We start from the raw sequence: 17,438 nt of genomic DNA, 5'->3' as shown, positions 1-17,438 counted from the left end.
TTGGGGCCAGGCCCGGAATCGGACACGAGCTCATCCATGCCGAACGGGGCGCGCTCGCCATTACCGCCGAGGCCGTGTCCACTTTTGGGGTTGCCCCCATGGTGGACACGGGCTGGACAATATAAGGGCCGAAAAATACGGGCGTAAAAAAAGCTGCCGAGGCAGCTTTTGCCGGGCAGCTTTTTTCGGAATCGGGAGGCGAGCCTGATCTGCGGCACTTGCGGTGAACGGCTTTGGCTGCTTCGTTCCCGACCTGACCAGGTAAACCATGCCGCAATGCGCAGGGGCCCGCCAGACATCATTATAACCCGTCCCGCCGCAAAGAGGAAATTACAGGCCCAGCTGCTGCCAGATATCATCGACCTTGCGTTTCACCTCGGGCGTCATCTGGATCGTCGTGCCCCATTCGCGGGTCGTTTCACCCGGCCATTTGTTCGTGGCGTCGATGCCCATCTTGCTGCCGAGGCCACTGACCGGCGAGGCGAAATCGAGGTAGTCGATCGGCGTGTGGTCGACCAGCGTCGTGTCGCGCGTGGGGTCCACGCGGGTCGTGATTGCCCAGATGACTTCCTTCCAGTCGCGGATGTCGACGTCCTCGTCGACGACGACGATGAACTTCGTATACATGAACTGGCGCAGGAAGCTCCACACGCCGAACATCACCCGCTTCGCATGCCCCGCATACTGCTTGCGGATCTGCACCACGGCCATCCGGTAGCTGCACCCTTCCGGCGGCAGGTAGAAGTCGGTGATTTCCGTGAACTGCTTTTGCAGCAGCGGCACGAATACCTCGTTCAACGCCAGGCCCAGCACGGCCGGCTCGTCCGGCGGCTTGCCTGTATACGTGGAGTGATAGATCGGGTCGCGGCGCATCGTGATGCGGTCGACCGTGAACACGGGGAACCAGTCCTGCTCGTTGTAATAACCGGTATGGTCGCCATACGGCCCTTCCAGCGCGTGTTCGTAGCCCGATGGGTGGTTTTCATCCGGATAGATATGCCCTTCCAGCACGATCTCGGCCGATGCCGGCACCCGCAGTTCGCTGCCGATCGCCTTCACCAGCTCCGTGCGGCTGCCGCGCAGCAGGCCGGCGAACTGGTATTCGGACAGCGTGTCCGGCACCGGCGTGACGGCGCCCAGGATGGTGGCCGGATCGGCGCCCAGCGCCACGGCCACCGGATACGGCTGGCCGGGATTGCGGATGCAGTGCTCGCGGAAGTCCAGCGCCCCGCCCCGGTGCGCCAGCCAGCGCATGATCACCTTGTTCCGGCCCAGCACCTGCTGGCGGTAGATGCCCAGGTTCTGGCGCTTCTTGTTGGGGCCCTTGGTGATGACGAGGCCCCAGGTGATCAGCGGCGCCACGTCGCCCGGCCAGCAGTGCTGGATCGGCAGGCGGCCCAGGTCGACGTCGTTGCCTTCCCAGACGATGTCATGGCACGGGGCGCCGCGCAGCTCCTTCGGCGCCATGTCCCACACGGCTTTCACCAGCGAGCCCATGTCCATGATGTCCTTGAATCCCTTGGGCGGCTCGGGCTCCTTCAGGCGCGCCAGCACGTGGCCGATGCGGCGCAGTTCCTGCATGTTCTCGGCGCCCATGCCCAGTGCCACGCGGCGTGTCGTGCCGAACAGGTTGCCCAATACGGGGATGTCGAAATTTGTAGGATTTTGAAACAGCAGAGCAGGCCCGCCGGCCCTTAACGTGCGGTCGCAGACTTCCGTCATCTCCAAATGTGGTGAAACTGGCAACGAAACATGCTTAAGTTCGCCAATTTTTTGCAACTGGGCAATAAAATCTCGCAGATCTGAATATTTCATACAAATTTTACGTTTTTTTCTCGGTCGAAGGCCGGCGTCAAGTGTTCCGGTCAAGTACTTGATTCTATTGGTTTTAGCTTAACTACGCTCGACAATATCATACCTAAAAGTTATAAAGAACTGCTTCGTTAGTATTGACTTGATATAAAACGGCTTCTACAATTCGACCTACTTGAAGAGGACATGGCAAAAATGCCAACTACGTGTCGCTCGTTCATTCACGGAGTCGGGGCTCCATAAAACATTTTAGGAGTGTTGTTTCCCAAGGCGTCTGCCTTAAGGCGTTTTCAGCCTTACCCCCGAAAAAAGTTGTATTGCGACTGATTTACCGAACGAATCAGCTCAGGCAAGCAATGAAGGCGTTCCGGCTCGCGCGCTCCCCCGGCGGCGGCGGACGATAAACACATCTGATGCACGGCAATTGCACAGCTACGGTGTCGCGCGCCTGCGCGCGGCGAAGCCATGCTTTTACGGACATTGCAGGGAGTTCTATGATCAATCGTTTCACTGGGCTGGCAAATGCCGGCCGCTCGCTGGTCTCCGGACCGGCCGCGCGCCTCGGCGCGCAGCGCATCACCTTGCGCAGCGTCTTCACGACCGCGCAGCACACGTTCACGATCTTCGGCGTGAGCGCCCTCGTCATCCTGGCCGTGCTGTGGGCACGTCCCGACCTGGCACACGCGCTGACGGCATCGCTGGCGCCAGCACAGCAGCCGGCACCAGCCATGGCCGCACCGGCGGTGGTTGTCACGGCGCCGCCGCTCCATGAACTGATGGAAGCGCCCGCCATCACCGCCGCCGCCACGGACGCCGGCAAGCAACTGACACCGGCCGAGGAAAAAGCCCTGGTGGGCACGCGCAAGCAGCAGCAATGGGTCACGAACTGGCTGTCCAAGCGCTACCGCGTGGCGAACGACGCGGCCAATATGCTCGTCTCCACCGCCTACGTGACGGCGCGCGAGATCAAGCTCGATCCGCTGCTGATCCTGGCCGTGATGGCCATCGAATCGGGCCTGAACCCGTTCGCCGAAAGCCCGATGGGCGCGCAGGGCTTGATGCAGGTGATGTCCAAGGTCCACCACGACAAGTTCCAGGACATGGGTGGCGTCCAGGCCGCCTTGAACCCGGTGGCCAACATCCGCGTCGGCTCGCTGATCCTGAAGGATTACGTGAAGCGTGGCGGCTCCGTCGAAGCCGGCCTCAAATATTACGTGGGCGCCGCTGCTTTCGAAACGGACGATGGCTACGGCTCGAAAGTGCTGGCCGAATACAGGCGCCTGAAGCAGGTTTCCGCTGGCAAGAAAGTGCCGACATTCACCCGCCCCTCTGCCCCGCCACCGACCACGGTCACCGCAAGCAACGAACGCAAGCCTGCCCAGGCCGAAGCGCCCAAGCCCGAAGCGGAACAACTGGCCGGCCTGTGATCCGGACCAGTCATCGAACCCAGGCCACCTCACGGTGGCTTTTTTATTGCCTGAAAAATGGGGTACGTCCCCATTTTTCAGGCAATGTTTCCAGCGGCATAGAGGATTACGGTGCAGCCATCCGGCTCCAGCCGCTTGGGCAAGCTCTGCTTCCAACGAGATGGCGCGGACGCACGCCAGCCGATTGTGGTCATGTGGCCTCAGGCAGCCGGACATCTGCTTTTTGTTGCCTGAAAAATGGGGTACGTCCCCATTTTTCGGGCAACAAAAAAGCCACCCGAAGGTGGCTGGATCGTGCGGCGCGGTGATTAGCGCTTCTTGTCGGCCGCGACTTCGTCGGCGCGCAGTTTCGGCGCCAGCTTGTCGAGCACGCCGTTGACATACTTGTGGCCATCGATGCCGCCGAACGACTTGGTCAGCTCGACCGCTTCGTTGATGACGACGCGGTACGGGATTTCCGGGTGGTTCTTCAGCTCGTAGGCGCCCAGCAGCAGCACTGCGTGCTCGATCGGCGACAGTTCGCCGATGCCGCGGTCGACCAGCGGTGCGAAACCTTCGCGCAGCTCGACCGATTGCTCGATCGAGCCATACAGCAGCGCCGCGAAGAAATCGCCGTCCGCCTTGTCGAAGCCATGGGCAGCGCGGATGTTGTTGACCACGGTCTTCGCCGGCTCGTTGTTCAGCAGCCATTGATACAGGCCCTGCAGCGCGAATTCGCGGGCGCGGTGCCGCGGCGTGCGGTTCTTGCTTGGGTTGGCGTGTACAGCTTTATCGTTCATGATGTTCTTTCAGTATTACTCTTCTTGGCACTTATTCTTCGTCGCCGGCATCCTGCTGCAGCTCTTCCAGCGCGATCGCCAGGTTCGCCATCTCCACGGCCACGCGGGCCGCGTCGGCGCCCTTGCCTGCCATGCGGACTTCGGCCTGCTCGTCGTTCTCGGTCGTCAGCACGGCATTGGCGATGGGAATGCCGAAGTCCAGGCCGATGCGGGTGATGCCGGCGCCGGATTCGTTCGAGACCAGCTCGAAATGGTAGGTTTCGCCACGGATCACGGCACCCAGCGCCACCAGTGCGTCGAACTGGCCGGATTCGGCCATCTTCTGCAGCACCAGCGGAATTTCCAGCGCGCCAGGCACGGTCACGTGCAACACATCTTCATCGGCCACGCCCAGGTGCTTCAGCTCGGCCAGGCATGCCGACAGCAGGCCATGGCACACATCTTCGTTGAAACGCGCTTGCACGATGCCGATGCGCAGGCCTTCGCCGTTCAGATTGGTTTCGTAGGTTCCTACCGTCATGAGGGGCCTCTTATATAGTATGTGGGTGGATTACGCTTCGGGTTTGGCCAGGTAGCCGGTCACTTCGAGATCGAAGCCCGTCATCGACGGCATCTTGCGCGGGCTCGCCAGCAGCTTCATGCGGCGCACACCGATGGCGCGCAGGATCTGGGCGCCGATGCCATAGGTGCGCAGGTCCATGCTGGCGGCACGGCCTTGCGGCTTTGCATCCTTGTTCAGCGCGGCCAGCTGGCCGAACAGCTGCTCGGCCGTCTCGCCGCAGTTCAGCAGCACCATCACGCCGGACTTCGCGCCCTTGATGGCCTTCAGCGACGCCGACACGTTCCACGAGTGCGTGGTGGCTTCCGTTTCCAGCAGATCCAGGATCGACACGGGCTGGTGCACACGCACGAGGGCTTCGTCGTCGGCATCCACGTCGCCATGCACCAGCGCCAGGTGGGCGCAGCCGCTCGGCGTGTCGCGGAACGCGATCATGCGGAAATCGCCATGCGCCGTGCGCAGTTCGCGTTCGGCCACACGCTCGACCATGCATTCCTTGGCACTGCGGTAGTGGATCAGGTCGGCGATCGTGCCGATCTTGATGCCGTGTTCCTTGCCGAATTCGAGCAGGTCCGGCAGGCGCGCCATCGTGCCGTCGTCCTTGACGATCTCGCAGATCACGGAAGCCGGCGTCAGGCCCGCCATCGCGGTCAGGTCGCAACCCGCCTCGGTGTGGCCGGCGCGCATCAGCACGCCGCCCTTGACCGCACGCAGCGGGAAGATATGGCCCGGCTGCACGAGATCGGATGGCTGGGTGCCCTTGGCGACGGCCACCTGGATCGTGCGCGCACGGTCGGCGGCCGAGATGCCGGTGGTCACGCCTTCGGCGGCCTCGATCGATACGGTGAAGTTGGTGCCGAACGAAGTGCCGTTGCGGGTGGCCATCAGCGGCAGCTCGAGCCGGTCGACGATTTCCTCGGCCAGGGTCAGGCAAACGAGCCCGCGCGCATAGCGGATCATGAAGTTGATGGCTTCCGGCGTGACGAAATCGGCCGCCAGCACCAGGTCGCCCTCGTTCTCGCGGTCTTCTTCATCGACCAGGATCACCATGCGGCCGGCGCGCAGCTCGGCGACGATTTCTTCGGTGCTGGAGATAGTCATGTAATAAATCCTTGGCGTGTTTCGCAACCCGCTATTTTAATGGATTTGGCGCGCTTTCACCCGACAATCCACCGCCCCGGCCATTGCAATGGATTTCCATTGAAACAATCTGTCATGCTTATCTGAAAACCAACAAACCCATAGGCAACCCCAACCGTACTGGCTATGATCGGCGAACAGGACAACAGGCGTGCGCCCGCTGCCATGGCGGCGGAGTAGCATGAATCACAGGACCGACTGGTCGAAAAGGCATTATGTCCACCATTCTGATCGTTGACGACCGTCCCACGAACCGCGACTATCTGCTGACACTGCTCGGTTTCACGTCGCACACCGTGCTCGAAGCCGTGGATGGCGCCCAGGCGCTGGAACTGTGCCACCGCCACCGTCCCGACCTGGTGATCACCGACATCCTGATGCCCACGATGGACGGCTACGAGTTCGCGCAGCACCTGCGCGCCACGCCGGACCTGGCCCACACGCCCATCATCTTCTTTTCCGCCACCTATTCGCTGCCCGAACTGCAGGCCATGGGCACCGCATGCGGCGTGCGCACCGTGCTGCCCAAGCCCGCCGAGCCGCAGGCGATCCTGGAAGCCATCCACCTGGAGCTGGGCCTGGAGGAAGCGTACCCGAAGTTGGCGGGGGAAGTCGCCCGCGCCGTTACGCCACCGGCTGCGGCGTATTTCAACTCTCCGCCAGCTGCGGCGTATTTCAACTCGCCGCCGGCCGCGGCGTATTTCAACTCTCCGCCGGCCTCGTCGCCGCCGGCACCGGAAAGCGCGGTGGAGCGGATGGCGGCCCTGCACGAGCTGTCGCTGCGCCTGAACGGGGAACGCGATGCCGCCGCGATGGCGCGCCGTTTCTGCGCCGGCGCCAGCACGATCCTGCGCGCCGACATCGTCGTATTGTGCCTGCTCGACGCGCACGAGAGCGCCGTGCAGCACGTGGAAGCACTGGGCATCGACGCGGCCCTGGTGCAGCCGGTACTCGTCGACCGGGATGCGTTCCCCGGCGCGATGATGGACCGGCACGACGTGCTGCGCCGCTGCCGCGCCAGCGGCGACATGCCTGCCCTGCCCGGCGGGCATCCGCAGCTGGCCAGCCTGCTTGGCCTCGCGGTGCGCGACCAGTTTCACCTGTACGGCTGGCTGTACGCGGGCAACCGTCGCGGCGCACCTTGCTTCGACGATGCCGACGAACAGTTCATCCGCATGCTGGCGGCCCAGCTGGCGGTAGCCTACGAAAACATGAACCTGTACGAGGTGATCCAGCGCCACGCGGCGCAGCTGCAGATGGAAGCCTCGGCGCGGCGCAGCGCGGATGCGGCACTGCGCACCAGCGAGGCGCGCTACCGGGCGATGACGCAATCGGCGCCCGACGCGATCATCGGCACGGACCAGGATGAGCACGTGCTGCACTTCAACCGCGCCGCCGAGGCGATGTTCGGCTACAAGGAACAGGAAATGCTCGGCCAGCCGATCACGCTGCTGATCGCGGACAGCTCGCTGCCCGAGCACCGCGAGCGCGTGCAGCGCTATCGCAAGAGCCGCGAGCGTTCGTACAGCACGCGCCTCGTCGAACTCACGCTCAAGCGCAAGGACGGCGAGGAGTTCACCGGCGAACTGGCCCTGTCGGCCGTCAGCGTGAACGGCGAGGCGATCTTCACCAGCATCCTGCGCGACATCACCGCGCGCCGCGCGCTCGAGGAACGGCTGCGGCTGTCGGCCCAGGTATTCGACAGCACGCAGGACAGCATCACCATGACGGACGCCCAGGGCCGGATCATCGGCGTCAATCCCGCCTTCGAGCAGACCACGGGCTACGTCGAGCGCGAAGTCATGGGCCAGAACCCGCGCCTGCTGCGCTCGGGCCGGCACGACAGCGCGTTCTACCGCGCGATGTGGCACAGCCTGGAAACGCAGGGCCAGTGGGCCGGCGAGATCTGGAACCGCCGCAAGAACGGCCAGGTCTACCCGGAGCGGCTGCGCATCAACGCGGTGCGCGACCAGCGCGAGCAGGTCGTGGCCTACGTTTCGGTGTCGAGCGATATCAGCGCGCTGAAGGAAGCACACACGCAGCTCGATTTCCTCAGCAACCACGACCCGCTGACACTGCTGCCGAACCGCAACCTGCTGAACGACCGGCTGCAGCTGGCACTGACGGCGGCGCAGCACGGCGGCGACGAGGTGGCGCTGCTGCTGTTCGACATCGACCGGCTGCAGCGCATCAACGATGCGCTCGGCCACCCCACGGGCGACGCGCTGCTGCAGGAAATCGCCCGTCGCGTGGCCGCCATCGTGCCGCCGGGCGACACGCTGGCGCACCTGGGCGCCGACGAATTCGCGCTGGTGCTGACCCGCTGCCAGAACGTGGACGACATCATCGTCACCGTGCGCAAGCTGCGCGAACAGGTGGCCGAGCCGGTGCACCTGGCCGGCCAGGACCTGTACGTGACGGCGTCCGTCGGCATCAGCATCTCCCCGCGCGACGGCGCCACGCCGGGTGCCCTGCTGACGGGGGCCGACGTGGCGCTGTCGCACGTGAAGGACAATGGCCGCAACAGCTTCCACTTCTACACCGGCGAGATGAACGCGCATGCGCTGCGCTGGATGTCGCTGGAAGTGCACCTGCGCCACGCGATCGAGCGCGACGAGCTGCGCCTGCATTACCAGCCGCAGGTGTCGCTGCCGGACGGCCGCGTGTCCGGCGCGGAGGCGCTGCTGCGCTGGCACAGCGAAGAACTGGGCAATGTGCCGCCGGGCGACTTCATTCCGCTGGCCGAGGACAGCGGCCTGATCCTGGAGATCGGCACATGGGTCATCGAGGAAGCCTGCCGGCAAAGCAAGGCGTGGCAGGCGGCCGGGCTGCCGCCGCTGACGGTGGCCGTCAACGTGTCGGCGCGCCAGTTCGCGGCCGGCACGCTGCCCGCCGTGGTGCGCAACGCGCTGCAGTCCAGCGGCCTGGCGCCGCGCTGGCTGGAAGTGGAACTGACCGAAACGGTGATGATGAACGACAGCGAGTACACGCAGATGCAGCTGAACGAGCTGGCGGCGCTCGGCGTGTCGATCTCGCTGGACGATTTCGGCACCGGTTATTCCTCGCTCGGCTACCTGTCGCGCTTTCGACTCGACAAGCTGAAGATCGACCAGACCTTCGTGAAGAACATCACCACCGAGCCGCGCAGCGCCGCCATCGCGCGCGCCACGACGGCGCTGGCGCATGGCCTGAACCTGGTGGTGGTGGCCGAGGGCGTGGAAACGGAAGGCCAGCTCGCCTTCCTGCGCGACATGGGTTGCGACAAGATCCAGGGCTACCTGTTCAGCCGCCCCTTGCCGGCCGACGACCTGGCCGCGCTGCTGCGCGAGCAGCGCACGCTGGCACCCGTGGCCACGGCGCCGCCGGCCGGCCGCACGCTGCTGCTGGTGGACGACGAGCCGAGCGTGCTGCGGGCGCTGGAACGCGTGTTCCGGCGCGAGGGCTGGCGCATCCTGCTGGCGAACGGTGCGCCGCAGGCGCTGGAACTGCTGGCGGTGAACGACGTGCACGTGATGATCTCCGACCAGCGCATGCCGCAGATGAGCGGCTCCGAACTGCTGGCACGCACGCGCGAACTGTACCCGCACACGGTGCGCATGATCCTGTCCGGCTATGCGGACCACGCGTCGATCATGGATGCCGTCAACCGCGGCGCGATCTACAAGTTCCTCAGCAAGCCGTGGGACGACGACGAGCTGCGCCAGGCGGTGCGCGAAGCGTTCGACGTGGCGCAGCCGCGGCAGCGGGCGCCGCAGGCCAGTATCGACCACGCCAGCGGCCGCGCCGTGGAGTGATCGAATGCGCGCCCGGTGGACCGATAACCTGCACCGACGCTGCGATCACAATTTCGGCAGCCCTCCCCACCACGCCCACGCGCCAACTGTTTTCGGGTAAGTTAACGCTTCTCTTCAACTTGCCAGAGCATATGACCCCGCAAAACCTGTGGCCGCTGGGCGCCGAACTGGGCGAAGGCCCCGTGTGGATCCCCGAACAGAACCGCCTGTATTTCGTCAACCTCGTCGGCAACACGCTGCATGCGCTCGATGCCGATGGCACGCGCCACGCATGGCCGCTGCCCGACTACGTGTGCTGGCTGATCCCCCGCAAGGACGGCGACGGCTACATGGCGGGCCTGCGCGACGGCATCGGGCGCCTGTGGCTGCCGTCGCCAGTCCTTCTCGAACCACGCTTCGAATACCTGCACAAGCTGCCCGGCGCCGACACGGGCATCCGCCTGAACGATGCCAAGGCCGATGCGGCCGGACGGATCTGGGCCGGTTCGATGAACGCACGCGACGTGAGCCGCCCGGACGGCAAGCTGTTCCGCCTGGACCCCGACGGCAGCCTGCACGTCGCGCTGCCCGAATACCATATCTGCAACGGCCCCACGTTCAGCCTGGACGGGCGCACCATGTACCACAACGACAGCTTCCTGAACCGCACCTACGCGCATGAAGTGAAAGCCGATGGCAGCCTGGGCACGCCCCGGCTGTGGCGCCAGTTCGCCGAGGGCGAAGGATCGCCGGACGGCATGACCGTCGACAGCGAGGATTGCGTGTGGATCGCCCAATGGGGCGGCGCCCGCGTGTGCCGCTACAGCCCGGACGGCGAACTGCTGGCGACGATCGCCATGCCGGTGACGCAGCCTTCGTCGGTGGCGTTCGGCGGCGCGGACCTGAAGACGCTGTACATCACGAGCGCCTGGCAGGGCTTCGATGCGGCGCAACGGGCCGCCGATCCGCACGCCGGCGCGCTGTTCTCCGTGCGCACCGACGTGGCGGGCGTGCCGGTGGCGCGCTTCGGCTGAATTTCGGCCAGCAGCCTCTTCCACAAGGAGGACGTCACGTTATCCGTTCCCGGCTTAAGATAGCCGGGCTTCACCAATCAACCCTGTCAAGGAGTTCACATGAAGACTAACGGTTCGGCTGTCTGGTCCGGCGGCATCAAGGATGGCAAGGGCGCCATCAGCAGCCACAGCGGCGCATTGAAGGACTATCCGTACGGCTTCGCCAGCCGCTTCGAAGGCAAACCGGGCACCAATCCGGAAGAACTGATCGGCGCGGCGCATGCGGGCTGCTTCACGATGGCGCTGTCGCTGATCCTGGGCGAAGCGGGCCTGACCGCCGAGAAGATGGAAACGACCGCCGACGTCACGCTGGAAAAGCAGGACGACGGCTTCGCGATCACGGCCGTGCACTTGACGCTGCAGGCGAAGATCCCCGGTGCCGACGACGCGAAGTTCCAGGAACTGGCTGCCAAAGCCAAGGCCGGTTGCCCCGTGTCGAAACTGCTGAAGGCGGAAATCACGCTGGACGCCACGCTGCTGTAGGGCTCTACATCGCCACCGGCAGGCGCTACATCTCCACCGGCACGTTTTAATTCTCCGCCGGTGGCACCGGGTCGCCGGTCGCGCGCGCCAGCCGTTCGGCGCGTTCGACGCCGATATGGAAGCCGGCCGCCGCTTCCGGCATGCCGGCCGCGCCGAGCGCGAAATGGGCCAGTTGCAGGCCCGACTCCACCGTCTCCGAAATCACGCCATCGGCGCCCGCATCCTTCAGCAGGCGCGCATGTGTTTCGTCGCGCGCACGCGCGAAGATCGGCACCGCGGGATAGTGCCGCCGCAGTGCATGCGTCGCCTGCAGGGCCGCCTTCGGGTCGTCCATCGTCAGCACCACGCAGGCGGCGCGGCCGGCGCCGAGCCGCGCCATCATGTCCGGCATCGACGCGTCGCCCGAATACACGTTCGATGCGCCATTCCTGCCCGCGGCCGCGAGCTGGCGGTCGCGTTCAACCGCCACGCACGCGACGTTCTGCCGCGCCAGCACATCCGCCACCAGCCGCCCCACCCTGCCGTAGCCGCCGATGATGATGTGGCCACCGCGCCACGCCGGTTCCGGCTCGGTCGCCACGGCCTGTTCGCCGGCGCCGCCACGCGCCACGATGCGCTCGCCCAGTGCGGCGGCGGCGGGCGTGGCCAGCATGCTGGCCGTTACCAGCACCAGCATGAACTGGCCGGTCTCGCCGGCGAGCAGGCCGGAGCCCACGGCATAGCCGAGGATGACGAAGGCGAACTCGCCGCCCTGCCCCATCAGCAGCCCGGCATGCACGGCCCGGCGCCATCCGAGCCGCCGCAGCACCAGCGCGATCAAGCCACCCTTCACGCACAGCAGGCCGCACACGGACAGCGGCAGCAGCAGCGGATACCGCGCCACGATGCGCAGGTCGAGCTCCATGCCGACCGCCATGAAGAACATGCCCATCAACAGGCCGCGGAACGGCTCGACGATGAGCTCCACCTCGTACTGGAACTCCGTGTCGGCCAGCAGCAGGCCGGCCACCAGTGCGCCCAGCGCCATCGACAGCCCGGCCGCCGCGGTGGCGGCGGCCACGCCCAGCGTGAGCAGCAGGATCAGCGCCACGAAGACCTCGGGCTGGCGCTGCACGGCAAAGGCGGCGAACAGCGGGCGGGCCAGGCGCCGGCCGGCCACGTAGACCAGCGCGATCGTCGCCGCCGCCTTCGCCAGCGCGAGGAGCAAGGTCCACCCCAGCGCCGCGCCGGCGCTGCCGGCCAGGCCCTCGACGAGGATCAGCACCGGCACCACGGCCAGGTCCTGCAGCATCAGGATGCCGAAGCACGCCTGGCCCAGCGGCGTGGCCAGCGCTCCGGCACGGACGAGCAGCTGCATGACGACGGCGGTGGACGACATGGCCAGTGTGACGCCGATCGTCAGCGCCGGCGCCGCGGGGTTGCCGAAGGCGAAGGCGATGGCGCCGACCGTGGCCGCCGTCAGCACCAGCTGCAGCACGCCGCTGCCGAACACGTCGCGCCGCAGCGCCCAGATCTTCGCCGGCGACAGTTCCAGGCCGATCATGAACATCAGGAACAGGATGCCCAGTTCGCCGAACATCTTGACGCCTTCGACATCGTGAAACGTGATGTCGGCCAGCCATGGCGCCATGCCGGCCCACGTGCCCAGGCCATGGGGGCCGAAGCACAGGCCCACCAGCAGGAACCCGGGCATCTGGTTGATGCGCAGCCGCTGCAGCAGGGGTACGGCCAGCCCGGCCAGCAGCAGGAACAGCAGCGTCTCGCGGAGATCGTCGACGGTCATGGCGCAAGTTTATGACAACGGCCCGGGCCACGGCATACAATCGCCCATCGCCCACCCGGGTACCGAACAGAAAGGAAGCTCCATGCCACGTGCCGGCCGCCTCGCCACCCTCACCGCCCTGCTCCTGTGCAGTGCGATCGCCACCGCCGCCCCCGCCTGGGTCGCGAAAAGCGACGCCTATGCACAACCCGTGCTCCAGGATTCGGGCAAGTACCAGCCCGAGGACGCATCGTCGCTGGGCAGCGAGGAATTCGACACGGCGGTGGCCGACTTCAAGCCGCGCGACTACGAACGCGAACTGGCGGACACGGAAAAGCGCCTGGCGTCGCTGCGCCAGCAGCGCGCCGCCGAGAAGGATGCGAAGGTGCGGCAGGACCTCGACATCCTGATCGATTCGCGCGAAAAGAAGATCGCCACGATGAAGCTGGAACGGCAACACCTGCTGAACTACGTGAACGTGGCGGAGCTGGCCTATGGCGGCCTGCAGGCGCTGCTCGACCCGCGCAACAAGCCGGAGCGCCAGAAAGCCGCGCTGGTGCGCCTGAAACGCTATGCCGGCAACGAGAATGGCTATACGCCGCTGGCCACGCTGGTGCGCCAGCGCGGCGAGGAACAGCTGGCGCGCAAGGGCCTGATCGGCCCCTACGTGGGCGAAGTCGAGGATGGGCTGAACAACAACGCGACCTACCTGGCCGGCATCGCCGACCTGTTCAAGGAGGCCAAGCTGACCGGCTGGGAAGCCGATTTCGAGGCATTGAAGGCCCAGGTGAAGGCCTACGACGACTGGACGCGCGCCAGCATCGTGCCGCGCACCCGCAAGGAAGTGCGCCTGCCGCCGGCGCTGTACGTGAACCGCCTTGCGAACGTGGGCGTGGACATCACGCCCGAACAGATGATCGAACGCGCCAGCTTCGATTTCCAGGAGGTGCGCGACCAGATGCGCGTGATCGCCGGCACGATCGCCGCGCAGCGCAAGCTCGCTTCCAGCGACTACCGCGACGTGATCCGCGAGCTGAAGAAGACGTCGATCCCGGCCGACCAGCTGCTGCCCTACTACCGCAAGCGCGTGCAGGACATCGAGGAAGTCATCCGCAAGCACGATATCGTGGCCCTGCCCGCGCGCGCGCCGAACATCCGCACCGCCACCGATGCCGAGGCGGCCGCCACGCCGGCACCGTTCATGAGCCCTCCCCGCCTGATCGGCAACACGGGAGAATATGGCGAATTCGTGATTCCGCTGTCGAACCCGAAGTCGAAGGGCAAGATGGACGACTTCGACTACGAGGCCATGGCGTGGACGCTGTCCGCGCACGAGGCGCGCCCCGGCCACGAACTGCAGTTCGCTTCGATGGTGGAACAGGGCATGTCGATCGCGCGCGCCAACTTCGCCTTCAACAGCACCAACGTGGAAGGCTGGGGCCTGTACTCTGAAGCCATGATGCTGCCCTACATGCCGCCGGAGGGCCAGCTGGTGTCGCTGCAGATGCGCCTGCTGCGGATGGCACGCGCGATGCTGGACCCGTCGATCAACCTGGGCCGCATGACGCCGGAGCAGGCGAAGGCGTTCCTGATGCAGGAAGTGGCGCTGTCCGAGCCGTTCGCGCAGTCCGAAGTGGACCGTTACTCGTACCGTTCGCCGGGCCAGGCCACGTCGTACTACTACGGCTACGTGAAGCTGCGCGCGTTGCGCACGCTGGCCGAGATCGAGCTGGGCGAACGCTTCAAGGCGAGGGAGTTCAACGACTTCGTCATTGCCCAGGGCATCCTGCCGCCCGACCTGCTGAAGGCGGCGGTGCAGCAGGACTTCATCGCGCCGCGGAAGGCGCAGTAACGGGCCTGGACTGCGCGGCGTTGGACTGCGCAGTCTTGGCCTGCGGGGGTTTGGCTTGAGGCGGGCGGCCGCCGTGCCGGATGCCGGCGGCATCGAGTTCGGCCAGCAGCGCCGGCGCATAGGCCGCGTTCAGCGCCGCCGCCGGGAACTGGTACAGGCCGCCGTGCTCCGGCGCGAGCGGCGCGGCCTTCGCCAGCACGGCTTCGGCGGCCGTCCACAGCCGCTGCACGTGCGCCATCATCTTCTTGCGCGCGACCAGGCGCTCCCACGCTTGCGGATCGCTGGCGCGCAGCGCCTTCAGGTAGGCCCCCGTATAGAGCATGAAGTCGGCCATGCCGCCGATATTGCCGTTGACAGAATTGGCCCGCGCCGCCATTGCGCGGTACACGGGTGTGTCGGCGATCGCGACCTCGAATTCGGCACCGGCCACGTGGGCATTCAGTTCGTCGATGAGAGGAAAGAAATCGCCCCGGTTGACGTTGGGCCTGCCGAAGTACTCGGCGTAGCGGCCGTTCGGCTGCGCCTTGATGTCGTCGGGTATCTCGCTGGCCGCCAGCACGAACCCGGGCGCCTGGCCGCGCACGTAGTCGGTCACGTGGATCTCGCCGCGAAAGTGGAACACGGCACGGTTGCCGTGGCACGCGGAGAGCGCGAAGTCCAGCATGTGGTTCGCTTCGTGGAATGCCGTCAGCAAGGCCTGCAGGTCCATCGAGGCGGCATTGCGGATCCACCACATCACCTGCGGCTGCGCCGCATTGAACAGCGGCCGCACGGATGCGTATTCCGGTGCGGCCAGCAGGGCCGTCATCGCGGCCGTATCGTTGCCGGAGGCCGTCGCGAAATCGTTCCTGCACACTTCGCGGCCCGGCATCTTTTGCGGCCCCGCCGGCTCGAAAGTAATGGGTACGTTGCCGCTGGCCGCGGCACCGGCGCACCAGGCGCAGAGCAGCAAGGCGGCCAGCGTTTTCATGGGGTCAGTCCTGCGCGGCCTGCACGCGCTGGCCGGCCGTCAGCATACGCTCGACATAACGCGCGATCAGATCGATTTCCAGGTTCACCTTCGAATCCACCTTCAGGTGTTTCAAGGTGGTGACCTCGATCGTGTGCGGGATCAGGTTGATCGAGAAGCGGCAGCCACCGGGCACGTCTTCCACGCGGTTGACGGTCAGCGACACGCCGTTGACGACGATCGAGCCCTTGAACGCCAGGTACTTGCCCAGCGCGGCCGGGGCTTCCACGACCAGTTCCCACGACTCGCCCACCGGCTCGAACTTGCGCACGATGCCGAGGCCATCGACGTGGCCGGAGACGAGGTGGCCGCCCAGGCGCTCCTGCAGCGTCAGCGCCTTTTCCAGGTTCACTTCGCCCACGCTGTCCAGGCCCGCCGTGCAGTTCAGGCTTTCGCGCGACACGTCGACGGCGAAGCTGCCGGCGGTTTTCTCGACGACGGTCATGCAGGCGCCGTTGATGGCGATCGAGTCGCCCAGCGCCACGTCGGCCAGCGGCAGGCCGCCGGCATCGATCACGAGGCGCACGCCCGCGTCATGGCCGCCGGGCAGCGGGGTCACGGTTTCAATGTTGCCGACAGCGGCGACGATTCCGGTAAACATGGTCGTTCTTTCTCTTTCAAGGTATGGACTTGTCAATAAAACGGGCCAGGATGCGCAGGTCGTCGCCCACCATCCTCGCCTCGTGGAATTTCAGCGGGTACTTGCCCGCCAGGCTTGCCAAAGCCGGCAGCGCGAACATGCCCTGCGCATCGCCCAGCAGCGTGGGCGCCAGGTACAGCAGCAGCTCGTCGACGCAGCCTTCGCGCACGAGCGAGCCGTTGAGCTTCGTGCCCGCCTCGACGTGCAGCTCGTTGACTTGCCGCCGCGCCAGCTCGCGCATCAGTTCCGGCAGGTCGACCTTGCCCTGGGCATTCGGCAGCGTGATGATCTCGGCGCCCGTGTCGCGCAACCGCGCTTCGCGCTCGTGGTCGGTCACGGCCGACACGATCCACGTGCCGCCGCCTTCGAGCACCCGGGCCGCCGGGTCGGTCTCGAGCCGGCTGTCGACGACGATGCGGCGCGGCTGGCGTGGCGTTTCCACCGCGCGCACGTTCAGTTGCGGGTCGTCCGCCTTGACGGTGCCGATGCCGGTCAGGATCGCGCAGGCACGGGCGCGCCAGGCATGGCCATCGCTGCGCGCCGCCTCGCCGGTGATCCACTGGCTCGTGCCGTTGTGCAGCGCCGTCATGCCATCGAGGCTGGCGGCCGTTTTCATGCGCACCCACGGCAATTGCCGCGTCATGCGCGAGAAGAAGCCGATGTTCAGTTCATAAGCCTCGTCCGCCAGCAGGCCCGAGGACACTTCGATACCGGCCTGGGCGAGGCGCGCCAGGCCCTGGCCGGCCACCAGCGGGTTCGGGTCTTCCATCGCGGCCACCACGCGGCCGAGGCCCGAGTTCACCAGCGCATCGCAGCACGGCGGCGTGCGGCCGTAATGGCTGCACGGCTCCAGCGTCACGTAGGCGGTGGCGCCCCGCACGTCGAAGCCGCGGCGTCCGGCATCCTTCAACGCCTGGATTTCCGCGTGGTCCTGGCCGGCCGGCTGCGTGACGCCGGCACCGATGACGATGCCGTCCTTCACGATGACGCAGCCGATGTGCGGGTTCGGCGACGTCGTGTACAGGCCCCGCGCCGCCCACTGGAGCGCGAGACGCATGCCCGACAGGTCGTCGGCGACGTGGAGGTTGGCCTGGCCTGGGCCGCCGCTGTGCGGGTCGAGTTCCATGGT

13 protein-coding genes and 1 other RNA gene are annotated in these 17,438 nt (G+C 66.1%); 5 read left to right on the top strand and 9 right to left on the bottom strand.

Going from position 1 to position 17,438, the window contains the following annotated elements:
- Positions 1-194: 194 nt before the first annotated feature.
- Positions 195-293: signal recognition particle sRNA small type (gene ffs / locus ACY65G_RS27170), an RNA gene on the bottom strand.
- A gap of 37 nt (positions 294-330) precedes the next feature.
- Positions 331-1,815: a 4-hydroxy-3-polyprenylbenzoate decarboxylase gene (gene ubiD, locus ACY65G_RS27165; protein WP_465000401.1), complete on the bottom strand. Its 1,485-nt coding sequence runs from the start codon at positions 1,813-1,815 to the stop codon at positions 331-333.
- Positions 1,816-2,306: 491 nt separating this feature from the next.
- On the opposite strand from ubiD, the gene ACY65G_RS27160 reads away from it, so the two are divergent.
- Positions 2,307-3,239: a transglycosylase SLT domain-containing protein gene (locus tag ACY65G_RS27160; RefSeq protein ID WP_465000400.1), complete on the top strand. Its 933-nt coding sequence runs from the start codon at positions 2,307-2,309 to the stop codon at positions 3,237-3,239.
- A 308-nt stretch (positions 3,240-3,547) separates the two neighbouring features.
- Here ACY65G_RS27160 and nusB read toward each other — a convergent pair whose 3' ends face one another.
- Genes nusB through ribBA form a run of 3 tightly spaced genes read right to left on the bottom strand, consistent with a single transcriptional unit; the run spans position 3,548 to position 5,678 of the window.
- Positions 3,548-4,018 (bottom strand): transcription antitermination factor NusB, encoded by a 471-nt coding sequence (gene nusB / locus ACY65G_RS27155; protein WP_465000399.1) that lies wholly within the window; start codon positions 4,016-4,018, stop codon positions 3,548-3,550.
- Positions 4,019-4,049: 31 nt separating this feature from the next.
- Positions 4,050-4,538: a 6,7-dimethyl-8-ribityllumazine synthase gene (ribH, locus tag ACY65G_RS27150; RefSeq protein ID WP_465000398.1), complete on the bottom strand. Its 489-nt coding sequence runs from the start codon at positions 4,536-4,538 to the stop codon at positions 4,050-4,052.
- Between the two features lie 30 nt (positions 4,539-4,568).
- Positions 4,569-5,678 carry a bifunctional 3,4-dihydroxy-2-butanone-4-phosphate synthase/GTP cyclohydrolase II gene (ribBA, locus tag ACY65G_RS27145; protein WP_465000397.1) on the bottom strand — a complete coding sequence of 370 codons (1,110 nt, stop codon included), beginning with the start codon at positions 5,676-5,678 and terminating at the stop codon, positions 4,569-4,571.
- A 254-nt stretch (positions 5,679-5,932) separates the two neighbouring features.
- Here ribBA and ACY65G_RS27140 point away from each other — a divergent pair, with 254 nt between their 5' ends.
- From ACY65G_RS27140 to ACY65G_RS27130, 3 genes are all read left to right on the top strand, one after another.
- Positions 5,933-9,511 (top strand): EAL domain-containing protein, encoded by a 3,579-nt coding sequence (locus ACY65G_RS27140; RefSeq protein WP_465000396.1) that lies wholly within the window; start codon positions 5,933-5,935, stop codon positions 9,509-9,511.
- A gap of 131 nt (positions 9,512-9,642) precedes the next feature.
- A complete protein-coding gene (locus ACY65G_RS27135; protein WP_465000395.1) occupies positions 9,643-10,524 on the top strand; it encodes an SMP-30/gluconolactonase/LRE family protein in 882 nt (293 codons plus the stop codon).
- Between the two features lie 99 nt (positions 10,525-10,623).
- Positions 10,624-11,046, top strand: a complete 423-nt coding sequence (locus ACY65G_RS27130; protein ID WP_465000394.1) for an OsmC family protein — start codon at positions 10,624-10,626, stop codon at positions 11,044-11,046.
- 46 nt (positions 11,047-11,092) lie between these two features.
- On the opposite strand, the gene ACY65G_RS27125 is transcribed toward ACY65G_RS27130, so the two are convergent.
- The gene (locus ACY65G_RS27125) at positions 11,093-12,829 is read right to left on the bottom strand and encodes a cation:proton antiporter domain-containing protein (RefSeq protein WP_465000393.1); all 1,737 of its coding nucleotides are present in this window, start codon (positions 12,827-12,829) and stop codon (positions 11,093-11,095) included.
- Positions 12,830-12,911: 82 nt separating this feature from the next.
- Between ACY65G_RS27125 and ACY65G_RS27120 the strand changes: the two genes are divergently transcribed.
- A complete protein-coding gene (locus tag ACY65G_RS27120; protein WP_465000392.1) occupies positions 12,912-14,660 on the top strand; it encodes a DUF885 domain-containing protein in 1,749 nt (582 codons plus the stop codon).
- Here ACY65G_RS27120 and ACY65G_RS27115 read toward each other — a convergent pair.
- The 3 genes from ACY65G_RS27115 to ribD are packed head-to-tail and all read right to left on the bottom strand — an operon-like array spanning position 14,635 to position 17,366.
- Positions 14,635-15,630: a hypothetical protein gene (locus tag ACY65G_RS27115; RefSeq protein WP_465000391.1), complete on the bottom strand. Its 996-nt coding sequence runs from the start codon at positions 15,628-15,630 to the stop codon at positions 14,635-14,637. The two genes, ACY65G_RS27120 and ACY65G_RS27115, sit on opposite strands and share 26 nt — an antisense overlap.
- Before the next feature lie 4 nt (positions 15,631-15,634).
- Positions 15,635-16,270 (bottom strand): riboflavin synthase, encoded by a 636-nt coding sequence (locus ACY65G_RS27110; RefSeq protein WP_465000390.1) that lies wholly within the window; start codon positions 16,268-16,270, stop codon positions 15,635-15,637.
- Positions 16,271-16,286: 16 nt separating this feature from the next.
- Positions 16,287-17,366, bottom strand: a complete 1,080-nt coding sequence (gene ribD, locus ACY65G_RS27105) for a bifunctional diaminohydroxyphosphoribosylaminopyrimidine deaminase/5-amino-6-(5-phosphoribosylamino)uracil reductase RibD (protein WP_465000421.1) — start codon at positions 17,364-17,366, stop codon at positions 16,287-16,289.
- Positions 17,367-17,438: the final 72 nt, after the last annotated feature.

The sequence above is a fragment of the Pseudoduganella sp. jia 12 genome, from assembly GCF_055502675.1.
This window is presented reverse-complemented; position numbering and strand designations above follow the sequence as displayed.